This window comes from Haloarcula litorea, assembly GCF_029338195.1.
Lineage (GTDB): Archaea > Halobacteriota > Halobacteria > Halobacteriales > Haloarculaceae > Haloarcula > Haloarcula litorea.
In genome coordinates, this window is record NZ_CP119779.1 from 1,330,537 (window position 1) to 1,350,152 (window position 19,616).

The following is a 19,616-nucleotide window of genomic DNA, read 5'->3' on the forward strand; positions in this document are numbered from 1 at the left end:
GAGCTGGATTTTCGGACTATCAACGATAGTCGGAGGGGCTGTAGCTTACTACAACTGGGATCAGGAGGCCTTCGGGTTCGACTCTGATCGGAAGACTGTGAAGGTCAAACCGGTGGAGGCTCCGAAAAAGCTGAACAAGAAAGTGCTGAAGGCCTCTGGTTACAGGCCTCTCAACTTGGATAAGACACACGACGATAACCGGGATTTCCACACTGACTCCAGATGGGTGAGGGTCGACGGTGAGAAACACTTGATGTACGGGATAATCGGAAGGCCGCGAAACACGAAGAAGCGTGAGATACTCGCGTACATCTACGATCTCTCAGACGACCAAATCAGGAAGTACAGCGGAGACATCCACGACCCGGAAGGCAGAATCAACCCGTTCAAAGGAAAATACAGCTGGCTGCAAGCAGAAGGCGTCACAGCGAAGCGGAAGGAGTCTGGTAGAGGGAACAAAATCGAGATTAATCAGGGACCGCCTCGGGAAGAGGCCTCATCCGAGGGAAACTGATATCCTCTTCAAACATCTTTTAAAAGGAGTTAATGGCAATTATTCAATACTAGGGTGATACCTGATAGGACTTTTCGAACATGCGATCCAGGCAGGAGCAGACAAATATCGGAAGTACAGTCAAGAGGAAGAAGAAATCGATGTCGACTACAACGGCAGGCTTCCGATCGCCTACGAGGTCGAGTCTGGAGACACCGTCAATATCGAGTTGACGGATACAACGAGGATACTGCTTGTAGCTCCCACAGGGCGTGGAAAGACAGTAGCGGGGAAACGGATTGTCTCCACAGCTTACGACGACGGCTGGACTCCCATCCACTTCTCTGACGTCAAGAATGACTTCCAGTCAATCTCCTACGCCGGCGGAGCCTCAAAGCAGATGATCGAAACGATGGGCTTGGTAGAAGGTGAGGAACCTCACGCCATCCCCCGGAAACTGTTCCAGCCGAAGTTCCTCGTCGAGGATTACCAGAACGGGAAACCGTCCTACATCGAGCAGTTCACACTCGGTTTCGAGGACATCACGAAATCTGACCTGATGTTCCTGCTCGATTTCAACAGCGAACCACAGAAACAGGTCTTCGACAACCTGCTTGGAGATCTCAACATAGAGGACGAGAACTTCACCTCGCTGAAAGCCAAGCTGGACAACGTTGAGATCGACTACGCGGACAATCTCAAAGGCCCGATCAAGAGGACGTTGAACAGCTTGGAGAACAGCAAGATCCTCGCCTCGCACCTGAGGAAGAACCCGTTCAACTACATCGAGTGCTGGGAATGCCACGACTGCGGCGAATACGTTTGGAAAGAAGACAAGGGCGAACACGAGTTGAAGAACCACGAGCTCGAGGAGAAGAGAGCGGTCGTATCTCTCAGTCTCAAGCATTACGACAACTACACCTACGGCGATGAAGAGAAGTTCCAGTTCTACGTCGCGGTACTGATGAGGAACTTCATTAAGGAAGTCAGGCGGGGGAATATCGAAGGCCCATTCATACTTTATGGGGATGAGTTCCACGAAGTTGCTGGCCGAGACACTGGCGACCTCGTCAAGAGGTACTTCCAGAAAATCCTCGATATCGCTGGACGTCAGGCGGATGTAGCAACGATCCTCAGCACGCAGCGTCCATCCAAACTGCCGTACCCGCAGAGCTCAGATCCCTACGATTTCGTGGGCGACACGACGCATATGTTCATCGGAGAAGGCCTGAACCCGGTGGATTGGAGAAAAGCGTTGAACTCGACTAACCTGTACGGACAGGGCGATAAGGAGAAGTGGAGGAAGAAGATCAACGACCTGAATCAGTACGAGTTCTTGTATGTGAACCCGGAGAAGCACGACGGCGTCGAGGACTGTCCTGTAGTACAGTTCTACAGCCCGTTGGTCAGGCATACCGGGTAGCCGTCTGCCGGTTTTTTAAGTAGTATCTCCACATTCCTAATTAGATAAAATGGCTGAGAAGTATCGATGCCTGGTCCAGTGCAGAGGATGCGGAGAAGAATACAGAACAGATCCAAAGGATGATCGCTCCGCACCTAACCGTCACTACAAAACCCGTGAAGACGGCTGTGGCAGCACCGATACCTCAGTCATAGACTCGTGGCCGGTGAACGACTGAAGTGGTACTCGACTCGATCATACAGCTGGCTTTCCAGAACCCCGAGGCAACAGTTGCAGCTGCCTACATCGTAGCTGCTCTGTTGAGCATCGACAGGGTCCCAGCACGAGTACCGGTCATCCGAAGTCTGTACGTAACAGGTGCATTGGTCCTGGCTGCATCCGGATTCTACTTTTTCGCAGTCCCCACACCAAGTACAGGTCTTCAACGGCTGTTCGCCGCGATCACGAACGGCATCTTCGTCGGATTCGGTCTGGTAGCAGTCAAGAAAATAATCGATATCAAAGCAGGGTGATACAGAATCAATAGTAGACGGAAAGGCTCGACAGCATTCAAGGTAGTTTCAGGGATTGCAGTCTTAGTTCTTGGAGCGTTGGTTATCGGCTCTGCACTCAATCTTGGCCCTCTGAGCAGTGTTGTAACTACAGAGGACGGGTGCTGGCACAAGATCCAGCAGAACAACCAGACCTTCGACTCAGAAAAACAGCTCAGAGACTACGCCTCAGAGAGAGGTGTCTCGATACCTTCCAGTGCCTCCTTCAAAATCATCAACGGCACCCTGTATCAGGAGGCCGAATGCGTAGGTGAAATCACGAGTGGATAACGGTTGGAAGGCCTCAATAGCAGCAGTTTCTCTTCTACTGTTTACTTCGTTAGCAGCTGCGGGTACCACGTCCGTTGACAGTGTTAAGTACAAGAGCAACAGCGAGTTCTTCGACGGAGAAGTTCTCCAGGCCGGTTACGTCTCGAACTTTGCGACCGATGAAATCGACGTATATCTCGGATCCAGTGAAATTGAGAGCAGGACCGGTGCAACCGCAGAAGAAGATCTGACGTTGAGTGTTTCTCACCAGAATACCTACGCTCGATACCCGGCACAGGACACCGGGTTGGACAAGATCTACGGCTGGGACGGAATCAGTACTACAGTCAGTTCCAAAGAAAAACTGTGGAACTGGGTTACCTCGAACTGTGCCGACCTGAACGACGCACAGACCTACACAGTCGACGGATGGGGAACAACCGACGTCGAGGCCTACGGAAACAGGTGGTACGACTACTGGAGTGGAACCTACAAGTATGATATCTACTGTTTCAGGAAGAATGGATACTACGGAGCTGTCGCGGATATAGGTTCACCTGACGAAATCTTCCGCACTGAGTGGAGGCTGCAGGCCGGAAACAAGAATCCGCAGACAGCCATAATTACAAATGGGGACGGCGGATCAGGTGTCGTCTCAAACCTTGGCCGGTATGCGAAGGTGAAGTGGCAAGGCAACCTCGAAACCGGTGAGAACCCTCCGCTCGTCGACGACGAACTGGCCCTCCACGGGAACAACTACGAGAACGGTTGGAGGATCATCAGCGAGAGAAGATACAACAATTACTGGAGCTACGTTGCGAACTCGGGTCCTAATCTTCTACAGGACTGGGCTTCAGGAGCAGCTTCCGAGAGCTACATTGAGAGCCAGATGAACGGGAAGGCTGAGAACGCCCAGCAGAAGTACAGCAGTTCACCTCTTGCCAATGCAGAGGTCTTGGACTCGAGCTTCCAGAGTGGAGCGTTCAAAGTCGATATGGATCGCAGCTTGGCCTACCCCGAGTTCAATGTCTACGTCGATGCAGGCGAGAGCGGATACATCTCCGTCTCGAAGCCTGTCGGAAAGCCGAAGATCATCTCCAGTGACGGAGCAAGTTTCGGAGAGCTCAGCAACGGCAGGATCTCTGTCGATGTGAAGAACGTCGGTCAGGCTGAAGGCAGTTTCTCGGCCCGTGCTGGCAGCTGTAGTCAGTACTTCCAGGCGGATGCTCTTCAGAACACGAAGACGGTTGCTCCTGGTGAGACTGTTTCCTACAGCTTCCGGGTCACATTCACCTCGACAAGTATGACTCAAGCCCAGTACAGTGGGCAGTGCAGTATCACTGTGGAGGATACTGGTGCTGGTAACGAGGTTTCGACCAGTGTCTCGGTTGAGGCCACGCAGCAGTCAGAGTGTACCCAAGGCAAGGAGATTGTGAAGCAGAAGGATGGTAACGACGTCATCTACAGTTGTCCGAACGGTCTCAAAATTCAGAAGCAGGATACCTGTACAGGAGAATTGGAGGCTGTCTACATCAACGACGATGTCCAGTACCAGTGCAGAAAGCCCGGTACGACAACTTCCAGTGGAGGCCTGTTCGGTAAACGGTTCACTGTTCCAGGTACCAGTACTCAGCTGAGTAATCCTCTGAATGCTTTCGGGAATATCCTGAGCGGTGACGCGAATGCGTTGAACTGGTTCCAAGTGTTCGTGACATTCATCACTTTCCTCGGCGGATTCACTTTGGTTGGGATCAAGCTCGGTAAACTTGTTGACGGACTGGCGACAGAGTTCATCCCGGTCAAGGATTCCCACGTTAGGCTGGTGATCGGTCTTCTCGGCGGAGGAATGATCGCGATAGGAGTGTATCAGTTGGTGACGGATCCGTTAGGGCTCGCGGCCACGGTACTGGGATTCCTTGTAGTGGGTTATCTGTATGTGAGTGCCAGTACTCCGGACATCGAACTTTGACCTCTACCGGGTTTTATAAGCAGTAGTTTTCAATTCGTAGATAGGAATGTATCCTTTTTCCCAAAATCCCTCAAAGGCAGGCAGAGAACAAATACGGGATCTGCCTGGAGAAGGTTTCGACCTCAGCTATTCGGATCTGTCACAGGGCCAGTATCACGAACGCTCTGGTTCGATGGCCTGGAGCCGGCCATTTGAGAACCGGAGTGAACCACATACGCCTGGCAGCGGCGACTCCGATAGCACTTCTGAATTATTTGGGTCGGAAGCCTGTTCTCCAGTTGATCCTGTCTCTGTCTGACCCTACACCGCAGGAGGTGACAAATTACACATGGCTACTGGAAAACAGCTTATCGGAGGAATATCCGTAGCATTCGTTCTCGGAGCCCTCGTCGTTGGAGGTGCCACAGGCAACCTGCCGTTTATGAGTTCAGCAAATTCAGATCCAGCAGATAACGGCTCAAACCCTGGTCCTAACGTAGCAACCGGAGATGAAGCAACAGTCTCCATCGCAGCATTCTCCCAGACCTCAGACTCAAACAATCAGGTAGCAACAACTGCCCACGCCTGGAGGATCGGTGACAGCGAAACATACGACTTAGGAAGTGCATCCGCAGGCGCAGACAGCAGAGCAAGCTACACTGAGTTCGTAACAGGAACCACAGCAAAGGTAACTGCATTCGACAGTACCTACGACTACGGAGTTGTCAAGGAGAAATTCGTTGACCAAGTCAGCGAGCTTGTCAACATCAAGGTCTGGCAAGGAGTATCTCCGTCCAACGTCGGCGTGACGTTCTTCGGACCGAACGGGAACACCGTTTCATCCGTAGATCTATCCGCTGATGAGAGAGTAACCCTGGACGGTATGCAGGTCGGCGTCAACGTCGACGACAGAGCATACAACCCAAAGGTTGTCCTCGTCAACAAAGTGGATGGCTCCAACCTGAGCAAGGTCTCAATGCCTAACGCAGAGAAGATAGCAATGCCAAACTCTGCACCTGACAGATTCGACAAGGCCTACGCAGTATATCCAGCAACAGAAGACAAGGAACCACTGCTCACAGCTTACGAGAAAGAGAAGTCAGGCGCTATTGTCTTGAAGGCAGATGCTGACGGTACTTCCGGCGAGAGCCTGGAGTTCGCAGTCCTCGACTCTGCTCCATACATCGAAGGAAACGAAGTCAAGTGGGGCGTCGAGAACGCAGCTACACCTGCTCAGGACACCGGTGTTTCGATGGTCACTTCGAGCATCACGCTCAACTAAAAGTGTCCGTCTCTGAACACCTGCGTCCAAAATAACTTCCCTTTCCTTTTTTCTCCCTTTCTTTCTTAAGTAGTAGATCCTCATTTTCAGTTGTACGAGAGGTCGAAGTAGTTCTGTATGTCTCTAATCGCAAAGCTGCTCGAAGTCACGTTAGAGGACTGGATATACCTCGGATTCGCAGCTGTCCTGGTATCCGGCGGATTCGTCTATACGATGTACACTAACTCTAACTTCGATGCCCAGACCCGTTTTGTGATGCGTGAAGGCCTCGATGCGTTTGATGACGGCCAAGCACCTGTCTTGACATTCCCCGCCGAAGAGATTGAAGAGCTGAATAATGTTGGTGCCGCTAGCATCGGTTACAACGCTGCGGATGAGCGCTTGTTCTGTATGAAGGTGGAGGACAAGGAGGTGACTCGGCTACGGCTTGTGGATGATATCACGAAGTCGAAGCACGATGCTGTCGCTGGCAGATGCTCAACGCTGTTCAGCTCCGCTCCCTTTGACGGTATACTCCACACGCACCCAGATTTCAATCAACGGCTTTCTGAGGAGGACAAGGATTTGGAGTCTGACTTGGATTGGAGTTGTCTGATGTATGATCAGGTGGTGCAGCTTGAGGGAGAGGTTGGAGGCCTGAAGTGTTGGAAGATAGTGGATACGCCTGATGGCCACGAGTTCGAACCCGTAGAGATCGGGATCAAGGCCTCGGGTTGATTCCGTACCTGGCCTTGGATTTTAAAAAGTTCTAGTGGTAAACATGTACTAATACAATGGATCATTCAGGTAGACGCATCACCCACTAAGAGGCGAACCGTATATGACACGAACCAAACTACTTCTCGGACCTCAACTACAATCTTCTAAAACCCGTCAACAGTCCTCAAGACTCAGCAGGGCTTGATACGCCATCAGTCAGGCGAAAAGCCCGGCGATGTACGCCACAATCCTGTCTACGTGGCTTGTATCAATCGTGTTCTTCGGCGGTGAAGCACTGCAGATAGTTGCCTCAATCAACGGATCACTCGGGAAGACTGTGGTCGGATTCCTACTCACCTCGATCTCCATCTTCTGGCTTTACGGGATCTACAACATCGTGGTCCAGCTCTTCGGCTACCTGCCACAGACCACACCAGAGAAACTCGACGAAGAACAGGTGCAGGAGTTGGATGCAGCGATCCTTCTTCCGACGTTCAACGATTTCGACGTCGAGACAGCGAAAGACTGCGTCGAGCAGGGCTTCGACGCACCTCTGTACATCCTGGACGACAGCACCGAGCAGAAGTTTCGTGAAAGGGTTGATGAGTTCGCCCAGCAATACAGCAGTGTCCAGGTTATTCGCAGGGACAACAGGGAAGGCTTCAAAGCCGGTGCATTGAACAACGCCGTCCAGCAGGTCGACGCCGAGTACTTCGCCGTCGTCGACAGCGACGAAAGACTACTGGATACGTTTCTTTCCGAGATCCTCCGGTACTTCTCAACGCCTGACATCGGCTTTGTCCAGGCCAATCACGACACCAACGACCAGGACTCCCGGTTCGCACAGCTGCTCGGCAAAGGCATCGATATTCACTGGGACCGTTATATGCCTCAGCGGAACAGGTACGGCTTCGTTATGTTCCTCGGTCACGGAACCGTTTTCCGACGAAGTGCCTGGGAGGAGATCGGTGGTTTCCCGGAGCTTGTCTCTGAGGACTTGGCGTTTGCCACCCGGATCCGTGAACACGGATTCAAGGGCGTGTTCGCTGCAGACGTGGTCTGTGGCGAGGACTTCCCGGAGGATTACTACGCGATGTGGAAGCGGCATATCAAGTGGAGCGCTGGGACGACAGAGTACATCGTCGAGGAGCTGCCTCGTTTCCTGAAGAGCAAGGCCTCGATCACGGAGAAACTGGATGTCGCCTTCCCGGTTTTGAACCTGCCGTTGTCCACCTTGTTCCTCTCGTACATCCTCGGTGTGACAGCCGTGTTCGGCCTCGGCTTGGAGCTCGAGTTCAGCTCCGGTTTCTATGCGATGACGTTGGCGACCCTTGTCAGCCCGGTCCTCTCCTTCCTCATCGATATGAGGGACAAACCGTTGCAGTTGGCGAAGTTCCTTGCTGTCAGTACAGCTGTGTACTGCAGCTTGGCTCCTACTGCCGTAAAGAAGATCGTGGAGATAGTCCGCGGCGGTGATGCGTTCTTCCATACGACTCCGAAGCAGGAGAACGGAGTCCACGTCTCCCATCAGATCCGGGCGATGCCGTTCACCGTCGCTTCCGGTGTCTTCGTTTCGCTGGTAGGCCTGCTGTATGACTTGCCGTTGCTGGCAGTCGGATCAGCGTTCCTCCTGGCACCAGGTTTGATTCTATGGAACCGTGACTCAGAGAGCTCTCGCGTGGTCCGAGTGTTGGCGTGGATGCCGGTGGCGTTCCTGTTGACCGGTGTGGTCGGGACTGGTTTGTCGATGCTCGGGTTTGGAGAAGTCCTGGCGGCAGCAGGCCTCGCCGGGTTAGCCGGGCTATCCGGAATCCAACTCGCCAGAGTCTAAACCACCTTCTCTCTCTTTCCTTTTCGAGAAGGGCCTGCTAATCCTCTTTCTCGTCCGGTGTAGTGACGTCGATGTTCTCAATCGTCTCAGAATGCTGTTGAGTTTTCTCCATCCGGGTCTGATATTCTTCTCTCGCCTGTTCCCGGAGCTCATCGTTCACCTCTTCCAGCCTGGGTCGGAGGGCGTCAAGGCCTTCCTGCAGCTCCTCGAGCTTCTCCTCGATCTCCCGACTTACCTCGTCCCCAGTCTTCTCTTCAATCGACACCCTCCATTCCAGCCAGTGTCCATCCACATCGTCTACTTCGACTTGGGAGAAATCGGTCTCAGGAGGGTATTCGAGAAGATCGACGTTCCCGCTGACCAGCAATTTCACCCTCAGCCTCTCGTTGCCCGGTGAGCCGTATTCCTCTTTCCGTAGTTTGTCGTAGTCGAAGGATGGGATGTTGAGGCCGACAGCGTTCATCGTCCTTTCTACGAACTCGTCTTCCTCGATATCCGGGATCTCGTCAATAGCAGAGTTCTGGTGGGAGCTGCTGATTTTGTCCATTCGCTCCTCTTTGAGCTCGTCGAGTCCTGTGTAGGGTTCTTCCCTGAATAGGATCCCAGCGGTGATGGTCATATATCGGCTGTTTTGAGCGTGGTTATGAAAAGGATAGGGTATGCAGATTAGGAGTAAGAGAGTAGTACTGCTGAGTGTCCGAGGGAATGCACTTTTTTAAATAACGTTCTACCTATTTTTTATATGTCTGACCGGAAGGCCTTGCTTCTGTTAGCAGCAGCTTTGCTTCTCACAACGTCGGCGTCAGCAGCCGATGTCAAAGTAGCAGGCCTGACCGAAGAAAACGTGAATACCACGTTCGTCAGTGACTCAGCAATCAGGTTTGAAACCAGCTACCTGAATAAGACACTGACGCCTCGGCAAATCTTCGTTCCCAACGCCACAGATCACGCTGTCGTTGACTGGAGCTTTACCAGAGAGTCTTGGGGAGAAAGTAGCGGAGTTTCCACATTGAACTATCAGTACGGACTTGCCTACAACTACGAATACCCCAGTCCAGAGGCCTCAGCACTACTCGGGCAAAACAGCTCCACAGGTACAGGTCTTCCTGCGAACTACTTTCAGTACTCGGACAGCTTCTACAGTAACGAATCGACGGCGAGAGGAACGGTATTCAGTTCTTCCTTTGCGGACGACAAGGCCCGGTGGAACATCACGGTCAACGCTCACTATGAACACCTCATCATCAACTACGACCTGATCTACAACGGCACAATCCAAGACAGCTACCAAGACATCTACAGCGGAGATGATCCTGAACTGATCCCGGTAGATGGTCAGATCAACAAGTACGACGGCCTCAACACACCCTCAGACGACTACATCGACCGCTTCCTGATGCAGTACGACAGAAAGTACGAGTACAATCCACACAACGTCACAATCGTCCTCGCACACCCAAAAGATGAAGAGCTTCTCTCAGTCGACCTCGGAAGAAACACTGAGGAACTCAACGACAATCATTACTCAGAGGTTGTTGACACAGCCCAGGAAGTGAATAAGACAGCCACACTCCTCAACGACACATCGAACTACAGTATCAAGGCCTACAACACCACAATCCCCGGAAACACCACAACCACTCTACAGTACAAGATCGATTCACTGGAGAACGAAACCAACGATCTGCGGATGTGGATTCTCGGATCATTTGCAGGAGGATCAGGAACATCTAGTGATCCTTACGAAATTGAAACTTGTCAGCAGTTGGAAAATATAGATGCTAATAAAACAGCGACTTACGAGCTTGTAAGCGATATAGATTGTACGGGTAGCGATACATGGGATAACGGGAAAGGTTTCGACCCGATATTAGCGACAAAATATGATAGCGGTTGGAACGATACTTGGAATGGCGTACTAGACGGCAACCAGCATATTATCGAAGGTATTTATGTTGATAGGCCTGATAATGCTGGAGCTGGTTTATTCTCTGTTGTAAAAGATGCTATAATCACGGAAGTAGCTATAATAAATGCCAATATAACTGGTAGTCAGCATATCGGAATACTTGCTGGTGCTGAAGGAGGTGGGACTTATTCAGAAACGAAAATAAATGAAGTCTTCACAGGCGGAAGTGTTCGGTCTGTAAGTAGTAGCTCAACACAATACGGTCAAAAATGGGCTGGAGGTATAATAGGACAATGGGGTGGAGGAACACTCAACGACTCCTATACAGATGCCTCAGTAACAGGAGGGAAGAATGTAGGAGGCACTGTCTAGTTGAGAGATTGAGGAGCGAGGAGGTTGTAGCGAGAAGTGTCCATGCAACTCGCAAACCTCCTCAAAGAGGAGTTAGAGATAGAGAATCAAGACGCTTGGGAGAACGAGCGCACGCCGACACCCGTGCGCTGTTTCGCGGTTCGACTTCACTCAATGGGGTTGTCGTTGCGTGAAGTCGAGGCTGTTTTGGGCTGGCTGGGTGTCGATCGCTGCCATCAAGCGATTTGGAATTGGAAGGAGACGCTGGCCGAGACACAGAGCGACCCGCCAAGGATTTCGCCGACGTTTGTCGCGGTCGACGAAACACAGATTGAGATCGATGGCGAGAAACACTGGCTGTTCGCTGCGATCGACACCAACTCAAAACTGCTCCTGGACGTCGATGTCTACAGCCGCCGCGGCACCGATCCTGCGGCGGCGTTCCTCCACCGCCTCACCGAGAAACACGATGTCGACGAGACGGTGTTTCTGGTTGATGCTGGCGGCTACCTGACTGCCCTCTCTCGTCACGATTTGAGCGGGTGGCTCGACTACCACGACCGAAACTACATCGAGAAATGGTTTCAGACCCTCGCAATGCGGCTCACCCGCTTCCATTCGTACTGGCGGGGCAGTCAGGCCAGCGCGACACGCTGGCTCAGACGCTTCAGACACTACTACAACCGACATCGGCCGAATCAAGCGTTAGATGGACGCACTCCTGCTGAGGAGGTCCAGAACTAGACAGTGCCATGTAGGAGGAATAATCGGTTCTGGAAACGGTGATTGGGCTAATATGTTTGCTGTAGGAAGTATATCTGGAGATAGTGAGGTCGGGGGCGTTGTTGGATACGCTTGTTGTTCGAGCTCAGATAGTAGTTATTGGGATACTGAAGCAACTGGAGTGTCTACAAGTGCTGTAGGAACAGGACTTACCACATCTGAAATGACTGGTTTAGACGCTGAAACATATATGTCGAACTTTTCCTTTGATGGAAATTGGAAATTAGGGGATTCGGGGGAATATCCTTACCTCTGTTGGGAGACTAACTCTTGTAACAAGGCCCCTGTATACAATTCTGCTACTTGGAATGACAGCAACATCGAATACGGGGATACTGTAAGGCTGCTTGCGAACGTCTCTGACCCAGATGGCAGTGTAGTTGCGACAAGGTTCACTGGGGAGAACACTTCTGCCACAGTCTTCTCTACGAAGAACGGGACTCAAGTCAATTCCTCGTACTGGGCGTCTCCTCCACTCGTTGCGGACAGTACTGGGAATTACAGTGTTGTCGTGGATAATGCGGAGGACGACGCTGGAGCGGTCACCAGTATCGGGAATAACTACAGCTTTGAGATCACGAATGCCAAGCCGAGGATTACAGGCAGTGAAGTCGTCGTCAACGAATCCAATTACAGGAGGCTGGCTTTCGATCTTGATCCTGTAGGGGTCAAGGATATCAGTGGTTTCCACGGCCTCTCATCTGCTTTCGAGTTCACGAACTCCACGTTGAAATCCGAGATCAATTTCCCATTCACGGGGACGGTGAATGTCAGTGATAGCAAGGGTGCTTACTCTGGAAACAGGGAGGTGGATCTTTCGGAGTCGGATACCGGGCACAGGCAGGACACAGGACAGTCGAGCAGTCTCAGTACTCAGTACCTGAATCAGACCTATACGTTGAGTAATGGGGCCTCGTCTTCGATCAACTACACGGTCGAGCTCTCCATACCTGGCACTCTTGATTCCACGAATCAGTGGACGGGCCTTCTCTCTGGAGGCGGCAGTGTTACTCATACGGTGGAAAGCCACGGAGACTGGATCGTCAACGAAACACTCTCCACAGTCAACCGGGGTCAGAACACTTCGAAGACGAGCTCACTCACAAGCCAGTACGTCTTCAACAGGACAGAGCTCACAGCAGATCTGAAAACCCTCGACATCTCACTCAGTAACGTCGATCTCTCCAGTACCTGCAGCATCGACACACAGGGGAATATCTCGAAGACAGATGCTTTGTTGACGAGGGAGTGCTGGAACCGGACCTTCACCGTCGACCACATCACAGAGAATCTATCGAAAGTTAGACCGGTCAACGACACTGTTCTCATCGGGTCCACGATCAAGGCCACACGGAATGCCCAGGTCAACAACACGGCAGACCTTGACCTCGAGAACCTGTCGACAACGACCGCGTTCAACCAGAGTGCCTGTAGCCAGGAGAATCGGAGCGTTGTCGATCTTCCTGCACAGGCCGAGAAAGAGTTCGTAGTCGATTACAGCTGCAGTACCGGTAGTGTGTATGGTCAGGACTACGAGGTCTTGCTGAATACGCCGAGCAGCTACTACGACACGGTCAAGTTGAACTTCAACGTCAAGGTTCCTTCCAACGTCACCGAGGAATCCACGCTGAAGATCAAGCTGGACAAGGACAACGCGCCGGAGTGGGACGACAGGGAATCCAGTTCAGTAGATGTCAATGCCTCTGGTTCAGGCCTCAACATCAACGAAACACAGGACAGCATCTTCGTCATCGTTCCGGACGACTACGGTAACTCGTCTCTCCATGAAGGCACGTACAACGGCATCCTGAAATACAAATACAGGACGTCAAGCGAGGGAGGAGGAACCGGCGGCGGATCAGCTCCTCCTCCGAAGCCTAAGAACAATACGACGGTGAAGGCCTCTTTCGACACTCAGCAGTACTACAAAGTAGGCTACGGCGGAACCCAGGTGAAGTACATCACTGTCTACAACTTCGACAAGGAACCGAACAGGGTTACCGTTGCCACGCGGAACTCGACCGCCTGCAGTTTCGTCGACGTGAAATCCGCAGTCAACGTCCAGCAGCCGTACCGCAGTAACCTTACTACACTGGTTCCGAGCAAGACTCAGGGAAGCTACAGGCAGTCCTCGAGTATCTTAATAAAGGCTAGATTCAAAATCCCAAGTAAGGAGAAGCTCCGAGAACTCGGCTTAGACGGCAAATTCACCTGCAAATTCGACACCGAAGCCAGTCAAGGAGATGCAGGGCCTCTCTCGGTGACGGTCAAGCCGGTTCAACGATTTGACCCAGTCCAGGAACTGATGAAGCTGGTGCCGCAGCTTCCAGATCAACTGGTCAAGTCCGAAAAGGTGTGCCTGTCCTCCAGTCTTTCCAGCGCTTACAGCTACCAAGACAGTGGAGAGTGCAAGGGACAGGTGGAACAGGTACCGGTACCGACGAGAGATTCCGCAGGACTGCTCGGGACAGCGGTGTTCGGCTTCCTCCTGATAGCTTGGATACGGAAGAGGTGAAATTGACTAAGTGGCAGATCGTACAGCTATACTAAAGAGTACAAAGAATTTAGAGTACGACTACGTCAACCTATTCGTCATTCTATTAGGCACATTCGCCTCTGCAGGAGGATTCATCCTCTACGCTATCCAGGGAACAGTCGGGAGCGGAAACCAGTTCGACGTCTTCGTTCTTGGTGCAGCGTTCTTCCTGTTGACCTTGTTCGGTTGGCTGATGATTTACATCGTCGGCGGAAGCCTGACGAAAAGCGAGGCCTCGTGGCCTCAATCAGCCTTCGCAACAGTACTCCCATTAGTGGTGTTGAACTTTGGAACACTGGTCTCAAACGTCCAATTGAGTGTATTCCGGCTACCAAGTAGGATGTATGCTTCCGCTGCGATGACCGGTGAGCCAGCTTCGGTACGGGATATCGTCAACCTGATTCTCGCACCTGGAGGTGAAAGCATCTCATTGCTCGGTCTCGGTACCGTGATCTCGATCGTTATCTACGAAAAAACGGAGAACGCCCCTCTTGCGATGGTAGCCGGGTCTGTTCCTGCAGGAGTTGTCTTCGCCTACATCCACGGCTTGACCAGTCTCGGATTCAAAGCTGTAGCATTCTCCATTATGTTCATCTCTGCATTGTACCTGTACGGTGCAGATCTCGGAGTCTACCTCCCGTTGAAACGGTACATTCCGATAACCTTCGGATTCTTCTACGGCGTCCACAGAGGTATCAACACGTCAAACGCAGGAGGCCTGGTAGAGTTCTACACCACGATCCTGTCTGCACCAGAACCGCTTCTCTACGTCGGCCAAGCAATCGTGATCTTGGACAGTATTATGTATCTCTTGGCCGGGTACTACGTGGCCGTGAAACTGTTCCAAGGCCTTGTCATCGGAGCAAGCATCACCAAAGAGTTCGCTTAGGCAGTACAGATCCGACTAGTCCATCATCAGCTAGTGGAACTAGCGTACTAGTCTACTAGCGAAATCACGCCCTAGAAGGCCTGAAACGCCTATTTCTGGGAAAAACTCTTTATGTTTAAATCCTGTAGTGAGCGTTGCGGTGTGAGAGGCCTGTTTGAACACTATGACCGACTACTGGAGAGCGAAAAAGCAGTTCCTCGAATGGCTGCAAGGACAAGGAGAGCACCGGGGATACAGCCCTGAAGTCAACTACGGTGCGAAGGTTATCTTGGAACGGCCACGTCTACTGGCCCGGACTCGGGCCTCTGTTGCCCAACGCAGGAAGCTGAAGTTCAAAGTCAACGACGAGGTCGAATACGAGAACGACGAGTTCGAGAAGGTGTACTCTATCATCTTGGATCTGCACGACGGCAGGACCTGGGATGCGGAGCAGGATTCGTTCTACCCGTTATCCTTGAGATTGATAGACAATATTTCGGACAACAAGGACATCAACGGGGATTATCCGGTTACAGTTGACTTGTCTCACCCTGGAGTGAAGCGTCAGAAGAACCGATTGCAGACCCTGTTCCCGGTTGAGGAAGAGGAGGATCAGGAGCCACCGGCGGAGCGGATCACCGATGACCGGACCAAGGAACTCAACGATATCGCGAAGAATCTATAGCACTGGTTTTCCCGGCACATCTTGAGGATCCAGAAGGAAGAAGGAAGAAGGAAGAAGGAAGAGAAGAGGGTTAGTCGAGAACTGTTTCCTGAACTGCGGCCAAGTTGTTCTCGAAAGTGGTGCTGTTCATCCCGGTGATCTCCGCCAACTCGGTGTGCCTAAGCGTGTAGTCGACGCCGGTTTCCTCGACCGCTGCTTCGAGACAGGCTCCGGCGATCGCTACTTTGCTTCGAGACAAACCGCCTTGACTCTGAATGGTCCTGCAGTACTCCTCTGCCAGCTCCACAACTTCATCATTCTCTCTGATTTCGTCGATTTGAGAGACAAGGTAGGGAAGATGCTCGTGGCTCCGGACGAAGGATAACTCGGCATCGATGTGTTCTCTCAGCTTCTTCACCGTCTTCTTGACCTGTCGCCTCAAATCCTTCTCCGTGTACTGGGCCGTCCTCTGGTTGAGGATATGCCGATCGGCCAAAAGCTCGGAGATAATCATTTTCTGAGTTCTGGGCTCGTCGTTGAGTCTTGAGGCGATGTGGAGAGAGGCAGGCGGCAAGTGGTCTTCTTCGACCTCGAGTTGATCCCTATATTTGTCGATGAGTTCAGCTGCCTTGTCCAGGGTTTCCTCACTGACTTCGAGGCCTGCACCGAGCTTGGAAAGCTTGCTCAACAGATCTTGCTCGTCACCCAGGTTCTGGTTGTAGTTGTCGACGAATTTCTCAAGTTCAGTGGCTGACATCGAGATTCACCTCCTCAAACTCTTCTCGGAGCTCTGTTTCCGAGTCTTCGAAGGTTTGGATCGAGTAGTAGATCCCGGCTGAACCGATGATTGAGTAGAACAGGTACTCCGGATTGACGAGTATTGTCCAGTGGAAGAACCGTGGTAACTGGAAAATCGGAGGTGTGACGAATAGTACGGAGATGATGGAGAGGTGGAAGATCAGGAATGAGGCCGTGAAACCGGCCAATTTCTTCAGATACGGTTTCAGATCCACTGGTCACCGACCTCTCGGTTGACGACTTCTTCAACAGTTTCTGGTTTTTTGTGGAATCCGGAGGGAAGGAACGCTGCGATGAAGGAATTGTGCTTCCCGTTGACTTCTTCGTCCTTACGGGTCTCCACCTTGTGATCTTTAGCTCCTTTGTAGTCGAAGAACACGCACTGTTCGGGGTCGGGAGCGCATTCAACGCAGATTATCTTATGCCGGCTCTCGTAGTCAAGTTCATCTAAGGGCCAAGGCCCGCGGTTTTCCTCCACTTCCTTCTCTTCTTCCTGTTTTTCCTCGTTCTCTTCTTTGAAGGCTTCCTCTGAGAATGCGTAAATCGAACTTCCGTCCTCCTTCTCAGTAACAAGTTCATCCTTGAACGACTGGATAGTTGCGTGGACTGTATCATACAGACGGCTCTCCCAGTGCGGTTTGAAACCGAATAATTCCCTGCATATCCCTTCAAATCCCACTGGCTGCTCTTCCTGGATTACGGGCCTGATTTTCTGTCTACGGTCTTCTATTGATAATTCGATGAACCAGTTTTCCTTCTCATCTGCGTCATACTGTTCATCGCCATCATCTTCCTCTGATTCTTCGTTAGAGTCCTCCGTGTCGTCTTCAGATATTTTCTGTCTCAACTCCTCTAAATCGTCATCAAGAGAAGCAGCGTAGTCCTCAACATCGTCAATATCCTCGCTGAGAGAAGAGATCTCGTCTTGGAGTTCCGCAAGGTGCTTGGAGACATCGTCCGGTAGCTCGTCAACAGTTTTGTCGAGATCACGGATCCGGTCTGTAAGGGTATCAAGCTGGCTGTCATCGAAGGTGGACTCCTCTTCGAGCCGGTCGATTCTCTCATCGAGCTCTTGAAGATGCTGCTCGACTTCCCCTATGCTCTCGTCGAGTTGCTGAATCCAGCCGAGAAGATCCTCATCAATGGATTCTGATTCGTGTTCCTGAGCTACCGATCGGGAGAGAAGGCCTTCGTCATCGAAGTCTTGGCGGCGAGCGAGTAACTCAAGATTCGCTAATACTGTTTCCAGGTCTTCCTCTTCCCTCACCTGGATTTCGGCATCAAGGCCTTGAGGTACGTGGATCTCGATAGAAGGTTGTTCAGTAGATTTTGAGTTTTGAGAAGATACGGCGTCTTTGATGTTTCCATGATCATCTGACAATCGTGAATCACCTGTGAGTAGTATAGTCGTGAGAAAGTGCTGAAGACCGGGATATCATATTTTCACCCATAACTTGGCTTGGGCAACTGAGTCAGTATCCTCCTTTTCCACCCTGATTTCTCCCTCCTCTTCGAGTTGATCTCTGAGTTTGGACAGGGCCATCTTGAGGGAGTTCTCTGACCAGCTGTAGGTGTCAGAATCAAGCTCATCTGTAGCTAGTTTCCTGTTGTAGATTTCTCCGTCATTTTCCTCCAGTAGGGTGAGGACATCTTCTTTCAGTTGCTCAATCTTGTCTCTGCTGAAGTCTTTGAGCTCGGTCATCTTATCATCATATTTCACACACTTCTTTTTATTTTTAGGGTAGGGAAATTGGCCTGGGTTATAGCTATAAAATCCTTTTAGCTAAAAGGCAAATCGAGGAAAAACAGCACCCGATAGAGATATATTATCGATTGAAATTCTACCCGGAGAACTGCATCGAAATAGTTGTTTGATTATGTAGTATAATCACACAAAAATAAAAATCTCTCTGACACAACCTACTTATGGAGATACATGTAGACGTCAATTTAGAACGCTTCCTCAGCCACTCAGAGGAAGAAAACACGCCAAACTACCACCGCCAAATCAAGTACACCATCGAGCCCTTCGCAGAGTACTGCAGAGAAAACGACCGAACCCTCCCTATCGAAACAGAGGAGGACCTGTACACCTCTGCAGACCACATAGAAGAGTTCTTCCAGGAATACCCTGACTCACCAAAACTAAGCTCCACTCGTCTAAGCCACATCAGAACCTTCCTCGACTTCTTCAAAGAGGACTTCTCCTTCAGAGGTAGGTCACAGATCGATGACCTCAAGGATATGATGAAGATCGGCAACTTCCAAACAGAGGAAGATGAGGAGAAAGAGAACGTCGAGAAACGCCTCTCTGATGACGAAATTGAGCAGGCCTGTCAAGAGGGAACCGAGTTCCAGGAACTGGTCGTGAGGATTCTTTTCGATACGGGTTGCCGGAAGCAAGAGGTTGCAGCTCTGAAGCCGAAAGATATCGACTTCGATCATAACGAGGTGCCGGCTGCAGTCAAGATTGAGAGAGCCTACGATGGTGCGGATGGAGTGAAAGTCACCAAGACTGAAGCTGGAGAACGTACTGTCGAACTCTCCTCTCGTGCTGCCGAGCTGATGCAGAAGTATATTGATGAGAATGAAATCGGACAAGACGAGTTCATCTTCGAACTGAAGGACTGGAAGATTTACAGGGCGGTCAAGCACGCCTTTACCCAGGCCCAAGTGAGGGTGGAAAACGGGGAAAAGACGAACGTGACTCCTCACTGGATGCGCCACAATAGAAACACTCGAATCAAGGAAGAGCACGGTCCCGTGGTCGCTCAGAAATATATTGGTCACGGGAATGTGGATATGACCGACCACTACACTCAGTTCGATCCTGACGAAGTCCAAGGCCTCATCGCAGGAGAAGGTAATTGAATGTTGATCTCTTCTCTTGCTCTCACGGCTTATCTTTAAAAATAGCTAGTGGTAAATTGGTACTAGAAGCAGTCTCCTGGAACCGATCGGTAACTCACCCGCTTCGGTAGTGACGGGAGCACAGTCTGAAGGCCTACAACTTTGCCTGCCTGCCAGTTCCTGCTGTAGTGGAGCGGCAACTTTCCTCCCCCTGCACTTCACGAACAGTGACTGGAACAGCGGAAGGTTACAGGCCTTTAGTTCTACACGCCCTGGTCTGTGAGACGAGTTTAACAGGGTGTACAGCTGCAACTCTCATAGGTAAGGTAGAACCTGCCGCAGCTTGGCACTCCTAATCACCTTAGAGCCATTCCAGAGGCT

General features: G+C 51.4%; 18 protein-coding genes. 13 read left to right on the forward strand and 5 right to left on the reverse strand.

Annotated features, from left to right (window positions below):
• Positions 1–97: 97 nt before the first annotated feature.
• The 7 genes from P0592_RS06985 (at position 98) to P0592_RS07015 (ending at position 8,476) form a co-directional block, all read left to right on the forward strand.
• The gene (locus P0592_RS06985; protein ID WP_276273560.1) at positions 98–514 is read left to right on the forward strand and encodes a hypothetical protein; all 417 of its coding nucleotides are present in this window, start codon (positions 98–100) and stop codon (positions 512–514) included.
• 208 nt (positions 515–722) lie between these two features.
• Positions 723–1,916, forward strand: a complete 1,194-nt coding sequence (locus tag P0592_RS06990; protein ID WP_276273561.1) for an ATP-binding protein — start codon at positions 723–725, stop codon at positions 1,914–1,916.
• Between the two features lie 218 nt (positions 1,917–2,134).
• The gene (locus P0592_RS06995) at positions 2,135–2,428 is read left to right on the forward strand and encodes a hypothetical protein (protein ID WP_276273562.1); all 294 of its coding nucleotides are present in this window, start codon (positions 2,135–2,137) and stop codon (positions 2,426–2,428) included.
• Between the two features lie 289 nt (positions 2,429–2,717).
• Positions 2,718–4,685 carry a fusexin 1 gene (gene fsx1, locus P0592_RS07000; protein WP_276273563.1) on the forward strand — a complete coding sequence of 656 codons (1,968 nt, stop codon included), beginning with the start codon at positions 2,718–2,720 and terminating at the stop codon, positions 4,683–4,685.
• Positions 4,686–5,013: 328 nt separating this feature from the next.
• On the forward strand, positions 5,014–5,946 hold the full coding sequence (locus P0592_RS07005) for a hypothetical protein (protein WP_276273564.1): 933 nt from the start codon (positions 5,014–5,016) through the stop codon (positions 5,944–5,946).
• A 117-nt stretch (positions 5,947–6,063) separates the two neighbouring features.
• Positions 6,064–6,663, forward strand: a complete 600-nt coding sequence (locus P0592_RS07010; RefSeq protein ID WP_276273565.1) for an MPN domain-containing protein — start codon at positions 6,064–6,066, stop codon at positions 6,661–6,663.
• 217 nt (positions 6,664–6,880) lie between these two features.
• The gene (locus P0592_RS07015; RefSeq protein ID WP_276273566.1) at positions 6,881–8,476 is read left to right on the forward strand and encodes a glycosyltransferase family 2 protein; all 1,596 of its coding nucleotides are present in this window, start codon (positions 6,881–6,883) and stop codon (positions 8,474–8,476) included.
• A gap of 37 nt (positions 8,477–8,513) precedes the next feature.
• Here P0592_RS07015 and P0592_RS07020 read toward each other — a convergent pair whose 3' ends face one another.
• Positions 8,514–9,095 (reverse strand): hypothetical protein, encoded by a 582-nt coding sequence (locus tag P0592_RS07020; RefSeq protein WP_276273567.1) that lies wholly within the window; start codon positions 9,093–9,095, stop codon positions 8,514–8,516.
• Positions 9,096–9,218: 123 nt separating this feature from the next.
• Between P0592_RS07020 and P0592_RS07025 the strand changes: the two genes are divergently transcribed.
• The 5 genes from P0592_RS07025 to P0592_RS07045 all read left to right on the forward strand — a co-directional run bounded on the left by P0592_RS07025 (position 9,219) and on the right by P0592_RS07045 (position 15,608).
• Positions 9,219–10,757 carry a hypothetical protein gene (locus P0592_RS07025; protein WP_276273568.1) on the forward strand — a complete coding sequence of 513 codons (1,539 nt, stop codon included), beginning with the start codon at positions 9,219–9,221 and terminating at the stop codon, positions 10,755–10,757.
• A gap of 42 nt (positions 10,758–10,799) precedes the next feature.
• Positions 10,800–11,480 carry an IS6 family transposase gene (locus P0592_RS07030; protein WP_276272933.1) on the forward strand — a complete coding sequence of 227 codons (681 nt, stop codon included), beginning with the start codon at positions 10,800–10,802 and terminating at the stop codon, positions 11,478–11,480.
• Positions 11,446–14,034 carry a hypothetical protein gene (locus P0592_RS07035; RefSeq protein WP_276273569.1) on the forward strand — a complete coding sequence of 863 codons (2,589 nt, stop codon included), beginning with the start codon at positions 11,446–11,448 and terminating at the stop codon, positions 14,032–14,034. The genes P0592_RS07030 and P0592_RS07035 overlap by 35 nt, the downstream gene beginning before the upstream one ends.
• Before the next feature lie 10 nt (positions 14,035–14,044).
• Positions 14,045–14,944, forward strand: a complete 900-nt coding sequence (locus P0592_RS07040; RefSeq protein ID WP_276273570.1) for a hypothetical protein — start codon at positions 14,045–14,047, stop codon at positions 14,942–14,944.
• Between the two features lie 163 nt (positions 14,945–15,107).
• Positions 15,108–15,608, forward strand: a complete 501-nt coding sequence (locus P0592_RS07045; RefSeq protein WP_276273571.1) for a hypothetical protein — start codon at positions 15,108–15,110, stop codon at positions 15,606–15,608.
• 70 nt (positions 15,609–15,678) lie between these two features.
• On the opposite strand, the gene P0592_RS07050 is transcribed toward P0592_RS07045, so the two are convergent.
• Genes P0592_RS07050 through P0592_RS07065 form a run of 4 tightly spaced genes read right to left on the reverse strand, consistent with a single transcriptional unit; the run spans position 15,679 to position 18,087 of the window.
• Entirely contained in the window at positions 15,679–16,344 is a 666-nt protein-coding gene (locus P0592_RS07050) for a cyclin family protein (protein WP_276273572.1), read from the reverse strand.
• The gene (locus tag P0592_RS07055) at positions 16,331–16,600 is read right to left on the reverse strand and encodes a hypothetical protein (protein ID WP_276273573.1); all 270 of its coding nucleotides are present in this window, start codon (positions 16,598–16,600) and stop codon (positions 16,331–16,333) included. The genes P0592_RS07050 and P0592_RS07055 overlap by 14 nt, the downstream gene beginning before the upstream one ends.
• Positions 16,591–17,766 (reverse strand): hypothetical protein, encoded by a 1,176-nt coding sequence (locus tag P0592_RS07060; protein WP_276273574.1) that lies wholly within the window; start codon positions 17,764–17,766, stop codon positions 16,591–16,593. Before P0592_RS07060 ends, P0592_RS07055 begins: the two co-directional genes overlap by 10 nt.
• A gap of 54 nt (positions 17,767–17,820) precedes the next feature.
• Positions 17,821–18,087, reverse strand: coding sequence for a hypothetical protein (locus tag P0592_RS07065; RefSeq protein ID WP_276273575.1), 267 nt, complete (start codon positions 18,085–18,087; stop codon positions 17,821–17,823).
• A gap of 224 nt (positions 18,088–18,311) precedes the next feature.
• Here P0592_RS07065 and P0592_RS07070 point away from each other — a divergent pair, with 224 nt between their 5' ends.
• Positions 18,312–19,256 carry a tyrosine-type recombinase/integrase gene (locus P0592_RS07070; RefSeq protein ID WP_276273576.1) on the forward strand — a complete coding sequence of 315 codons (945 nt, stop codon included), beginning with the start codon at positions 18,312–18,314 and terminating at the stop codon, positions 19,254–19,256.
• The last annotated feature ends 360 nt before the right edge of the window (positions 19,257–19,616 follow it).

What these genes read in the sequence shown, in the direction of transcription:
- P0592_RS07005 (WP_276273564.1), top strand. Translation starts at nt 5,014, where the DNA reads ATGGCTACTGGAAAACAGCTTATCGGAGGAATATCCGTAGCATTCGTT.
- P0592_RS07010 (WP_276273565.1), top strand. Translation starts at nt 6,064, where the DNA reads ATGTCTCTAATCGCAAAGCTGCTCGAAGTCACGTTAGAGGACTGGATA.
- P0592_RS07015 (WP_276273566.1), top strand. Translation starts at nt 6,881, where the DNA reads ATGTACGCCACAATCCTGTCTACGTGGCTTGTATCAATCGTGTTCTTC.
- P0592_RS07020 (WP_276273567.1), bottom strand. Translation starts at nt 9,095, where the DNA reads ATGACCATCACCGCTGGGATCCTATTCAGGGAAGAACCCTACACAGGA.
- P0592_RS07025 (WP_276273568.1), top strand. Translation starts at nt 9,219, where the DNA reads ATGTCTGACCGGAAGGCCTTGCTTCTGTTAGCAGCAGCTTTGCTTCTC.
- P0592_RS07030 (WP_276272933.1), top strand. Translation starts at nt 10,800, where the DNA reads ATGCAACTCGCAAACCTCCTCAAAGAGGAGTTAGAGATAGAGAATCAA.
- P0592_RS07035 (WP_276273569.1), top strand. Translation starts at nt 11,446, where the DNA reads ATGGACGCACTCCTGCTGAGGAGGTCCAGAACTAGACAGTGCCATGTA.
- P0592_RS07045 (WP_276273571.1), top strand. Translation starts at nt 15,108, where the DNA reads ATGACCGACTACTGGAGAGCGAAAAAGCAGTTCCTCGAATGGCTGCAA.
- P0592_RS07050 (WP_276273572.1), bottom strand. Translation starts at nt 16,344, where the DNA reads ATGTCAGCCACTGAACTTGAGAAATTCGTCGACAACTACAACCAGAAC.
- P0592_RS07065 (WP_276273575.1), bottom strand. Translation starts at nt 18,087, where the DNA reads ATGACCGAGCTCAAAGACTTCAGCAGAGACAAGATTGAGCAACTGAAA.
- P0592_RS07070 (WP_276273576.1), top strand. Translation starts at nt 18,312, where the DNA reads ATGGAGATACATGTAGACGTCAATTTAGAACGCTTCCTCAGCCACTCA.